The sequence below is a fragment of the Rhodoligotrophos appendicifer genome, from assembly GCF_007474605.1.
Lineage (GTDB): Bacteria > Pseudomonadota > Alphaproteobacteria > Rhizobiales > Im1 > Rhodoligotrophos > Rhodoligotrophos appendicifer.
Genome location: NZ_VHKL01000026.1, coordinates 1 through 4,434 on the forward strand (window position 1 = coordinate 1; position 4,434 = coordinate 4,434).

General features: G+C 53.0%; 3 protein-coding genes and 2 pseudogenes. 4 read left to right on the top strand and 1 reads right to left on the bottom strand.

What is annotated here, in order from left to right; genetic code table 11:
- Positions 1–288: pseudogene (locus FKM97_RS26035) on the top strand (integrase core domain-containing protein); the annotation flags it as partial.
- Between the two features lie 100 nt (positions 289–388).
- Positions 389–730, top strand: a complete 342-nt coding sequence (locus FKM97_RS26040; protein WP_144295382.1) for a hypothetical protein — start codon at positions 389–391, stop codon at positions 728–730.
- 1,698 nt (positions 731–2,428) lie between these two features.
- Here the strand turns inward: FKM97_RS26040 and FKM97_RS26045 are convergent.
- A complete protein-coding gene (locus FKM97_RS26045) occupies positions 2,429–2,749 on the bottom strand; it encodes a helix-turn-helix transcriptional regulator (RefSeq protein WP_144295383.1) in 321 nt (106 codons plus the stop codon).
- Positions 2,750–3,556: 807 nt separating this feature from the next.
- On the opposite strand from FKM97_RS26045, the pseudogene FKM97_RS26050 reads away from it, so the two are divergent.
- Together FKM97_RS26050 and FKM97_RS26055 are read left to right on the top strand one after the other, a co-directional pair.
- Positions 3,557–3,967 (top strand): annotated as a pseudogene (locus tag FKM97_RS26050) (helix-turn-helix domain-containing protein); the annotation flags it as partial.
- Positions 3,968–4,055: 88 nt separating this feature from the next.
- Positions 4,056–4,313 carry a hypothetical protein gene (locus FKM97_RS26055; RefSeq protein WP_144295384.1) on the top strand — a complete coding sequence of 86 codons (258 nt, stop codon included), beginning with the start codon at positions 4,056–4,058 and terminating at the stop codon, positions 4,311–4,313.
- Positions 4,314–4,434: the final 121 nt, after the last annotated feature.

Below are 4,434 nucleotides of genomic sequence, written 5' to 3' on the forward strand. Positions count from 1 at the left end.
GCGCATGAGCCATGTGGGCGGTGCTCCCTGTCATCCTCAGACCCAAGGCAAGATCGAGCGCTGGCACCAGACCCTCAAAAACCGCATCGTGCTGGAGAACTACTTCCTGTCTGGCGATCTCGAAGCCCAGATCGAGGCGTTCGTCGAGCACTACAACCACCAGCGTTACCACGAGAGCCCGCCGACGCCTACTTCGGCTGGGCCCCAGCCATCATCCAGCAGCGTGAAAGGATCAAGGGACAGACCATCGAACGTCGGCGCTTACAACACCGCAAGCTCGCCGCATAACATCACCCCCCAGACGAGGCCAACACTCCGCTAATTTATGCCGCGAGTTGCGCCAAATGTTCTGACGTCGGACAACCGTAGCGACCTTCCGTTTGAGCAAATGAGCAAAACTCAATTAGCGAATTACAAGCCATGGCCGGAGGGGAAGCAAGAGAAATTAGAGGCTAGATATCAGGATGAAAGAGGTGACGAGGAAAGCAGGCTTGCCTTCTACATAAATAAAGTTCTCGGACCCCGCGTCCACTACTACCTCCAGGAGGCGAGAAAGCTGGGCGAGTTTTGCGACGATCCAGATCTAGAATATTACGATGGACTCGATCTTGAACAAGAGCTTGAGCGACAAGGAAGAAAACAAAACCGCGCCGACGACAGGACCAGGAGAAGCTTGATGACCTTGTTTCCAAATATAAAAGATGTCAAGACGAACACAGGACTTTTATAAAAAAGCGGAACCGCTGGCTGGAAGCTTACAAGAAAGCTCTGCTTCCAGACCGTGCCCGCAAGGCTGCTTATGATGTCGAAAGAGGGATGCGGCGGTCGTTAGGTCTACTCGATGATAAGGATGACTAAATTTGAACCTGGGTTCAATCTGAATGATCAGCAAATTTGCGGATGTGGGGGCCTAGGTGTCTCTTCGTGCCACATCCGCAAGAGGAAGATTTCGGTAGGAAATCACCTGTTACGAAAAATATAAAGTCCCTAGTCTATACTTGACTGTCAATGGCAAGGCCGCGTCACTTCAGTTTAAGCCAATAACTCAAATGGGACCAAAACTGCTCCGCTACCACACCGCTCCTCCGGCATGTGGGCAGCGGTCGCTGCGTTCCTACACTATGGGGCCCAAGCTACGGGTCCGCCGATCGCCGTCACGATGTCGGGGCAGAGCTGAAGGTCACGTCTCGCGTGCTCGCACCTTGGATAGATTGATTGAACCTATGAGGCAGCCATCTACAGTCTTATACTGACGGGTTGCGCGTTGACAAAAAGAGGCACTCCGTGGAGCACCTCTTTTCAAGTTAGCGCTGGTCAATCGCGTCGAGGAAGACCACCACAATAGTCAACCTCGTTCGGTTCTAAAATGTAACCCGTCCGCCTCTTTTGCTCGCAATCCTGGTAGACATTGTCTGAGGCGGAAGATCGTGGGCTGGATCCTGGTTCAGGCTTAACCTTGTTCGCTCGGAAATCAGCAGCCACCCCTTTCCAGTTTCGGCAGCCTGCAAAGGCCTCCTCTGCCATATGTTTGCACTTTGTAAAGTAGGAAAAGTCTCCAAGTGGATACTTATTCGTCGCCTGTTCCCTCAGAGCGCAAACACCGGAATATTCAACCTTTGCATCCTCACAGCTCATATCTCGCGACCTGACTTCGGTGGCTACGAAGAGCAGACCAATGACTGTGAAAGCTACGGCTCTCATTAACACCCAGAAGCACTCATCGCAGCTGTGTACATGTCGATACATTGCTCGAATGCAAGAGCCTGCCCTGAACTGCCACCACCCATGGATTGCCAGCTCTTCTGGCACGAAACGAGATTAATTCTCATCTGATCGCAAGCCGCCGTCGACGACTGGGCGATTTTGATTCTGGTTTCATATCTTCCTGAAGCCGCCACAGGCTGTGGTGGCTGATCGCTTGTCGCGGACCAAGCACCAGAGAATTCAAACAGAGCTACGGCGGTCAACAAAACGTGGCGAATACCTTCATATCACCCTCCTAAAAGTTACTGCGCAGACTTTACGCGACAGTTGGTACAACCAGTTTCAGAGCCTGGGCTGCTACGACCACTGATCGAGCTATTTCCAGGAAGCCGAGGCTGCGATGCAGAGCCACGGGATGGATAGGGAACACAGATCGCCCTTTGTCCATATCCAGGAATCATTCGATAAGTACCCTCCGGACAACTAACGGTGTCAGCTTTTGTTGATGGCATCTCCATTATGAAGCCGGACAACCCCACGAACGAAGCAACAAAAAGATTTTTACTGAGTTTCATCTCAAGTCCTTGTTCACTAGACTTCGATCTCAGTCTTGTGTGATTTAGATCATCACACAACCCCCATTTGGGGGGGATAGGGAAGTGGATTTTGATTGAGGTATAACGCGCCTCATGCTTGAGGCGTCTGTGAAAGCCCGAGCTCAAGATTACAGCTTGCGGCTCCCTATCTTGCAAACAAGGAGGGCCAAGTCAGTTTGACGGCGTAAGTCTGTCTTTCCAAATATTTCCTTGATCCTGCTTCGTACCGTCTCCAGCGACAGTCCTTCAGTGCTTGCAAAATTTTCTAGCGATTTACCCTCAGCAATTCGACATGCCAGTTTGGCCTCAGAAAGTGTCAGACCAAGTACTTCTTTAACGATAACTGGATCGAATTCAATTTCAGTATCAATGTTCACTACGGAAATAACTGCTCTTGCACGGGTAAAAATATCGTTTGCTCTGCCGACGAGAGGGATAACTCTGATCATGTGCCCTCGTAGTCCTGCCGATCCGGGGAGCAAGAGCGGGCGCAATTTGACAGTTGGAGCATCGGGAGTGATAGCCCTGGCTACCAACTCCGCGAACTTCGAGCGCAAACCTGGAGTTGAGGTGGTCAAAATTCCATTTTTAAAAGTTAGCAGGGGCCCGATCAATGCTTCGAATTTAAGGTTTGCTACGGTCAATTTTCCCGCCTGATCAATTAGGCCAGTCCCTCGTCCGAACCGAGGGTATTAGAAGGGAGGTGGCCACGCTATTACCGTGCCGCACAGCGAATGAGCACGCAGTCTCCAACAATGAGCATAGGCGATTGAAGCTGCTCAATTCGGCCGCTGAAAAGCAACCTTCGCGGAACCGTCGTTCCAGTGATATTGGAACCATCGCTCCCAGATTGTTAGAAACAATCGCGCCAGCGTACGAATGGAAGCCCAAAGGGCGCGCAAACTCTTGTTGAAACCGGTCTCGTCTCAGCTCGCTTTCGGAAAAAGCATGCTGTTCCGTAACGGCTCCGAGCCATCCGGACGAATGGAGCCGCATTCCACGCTCCATCCTCGAGTTTCTTAGATGCCATTCTTCTTTTACGAATATGTCAACGAACTCAGCGAGCTCGTCGGACCACACAGATCTTGGTTGATTGCCGTCTACAAAATGCATTACGGCGCCTGCTGAGTTGCAGGCCTCAGCAAGCCTTTGTAGGGCCCCGTCCAAAGCTCCGGAATTACCGCGGCTTCGAGAGGGATTCCGATTTTGTTGATTTTGTGATTCAAGATGCTGGCTGGAGAGGAGGCCAGCATCTGATGACAGCACTTCTATCCAAGGACCTTCGGGAGCGTGTGGTCGGTGCGATTGAGTCGGGCGAGAGCTGACGGTCGGCTGTCAGCCGCTTCGGGATTGCCGTCTCCTCGGCGGTGAAGTGGCACCAGCGCTACCGGGCAACCGGCTCGGTGGCGCCGGGCAAGATGGGCGGGCATCGCAAGCGCGTTCTTGAGCCGCATCGGGCGTTCATCGTCGAGCGCATCAACCAGACATCGCATTTGACGTTGCAGGGCCTGAAGGATGAACTTGCGGCGCGTGGGGTGATGGTGTCGCACGACACGGTTTGGACGTTTCTGCGCCGCGAGGGGCTTCGGTTCAAAAAAACGCTGTTCGCCCTTGAGCACGCCCGTGCCGACATTGCCCGCAGGCGGCGGCGCTGGCGACCTTCCCAAGCGTGGCCGGCGGCACCCCTCAGGGGGCGAATGCTCTTGCGTGCGCGTGTGAGTTGCCAGATGTTTTTCCCAAAATAGGGAGGAACAAATGTCAAAGTTTGGATTTCACCAGTTCATCGCGGGTCAAAAGGCTTCCCGTCAGCGGCGACTCGATGCCGCTCAGTCTCCAGATGAGCGGAGACAGCAAAAGGCTCAGCAAACAGCCGAAAGAATGGCGAAACTTATGGAGAGCCGTATCCTACCTGTGGTGATGGAATTCAAAACTGCAATGGAGGATCACGGCGCGCAGGTTCATATTGAGGCGAAGCATGTGGATAAACATCGGACACAGGAGGGGTATGGTTAACAATCCCCCACGGTGAAGAAGATTATATCAACGCTGTGCAGGGCGGTGACAAATTAGGCCATGGAGCGCCGACGTGATGGCGGTGCGGGCGGAGTAAAAGCCGTCCATTGGCTAGGCTGGT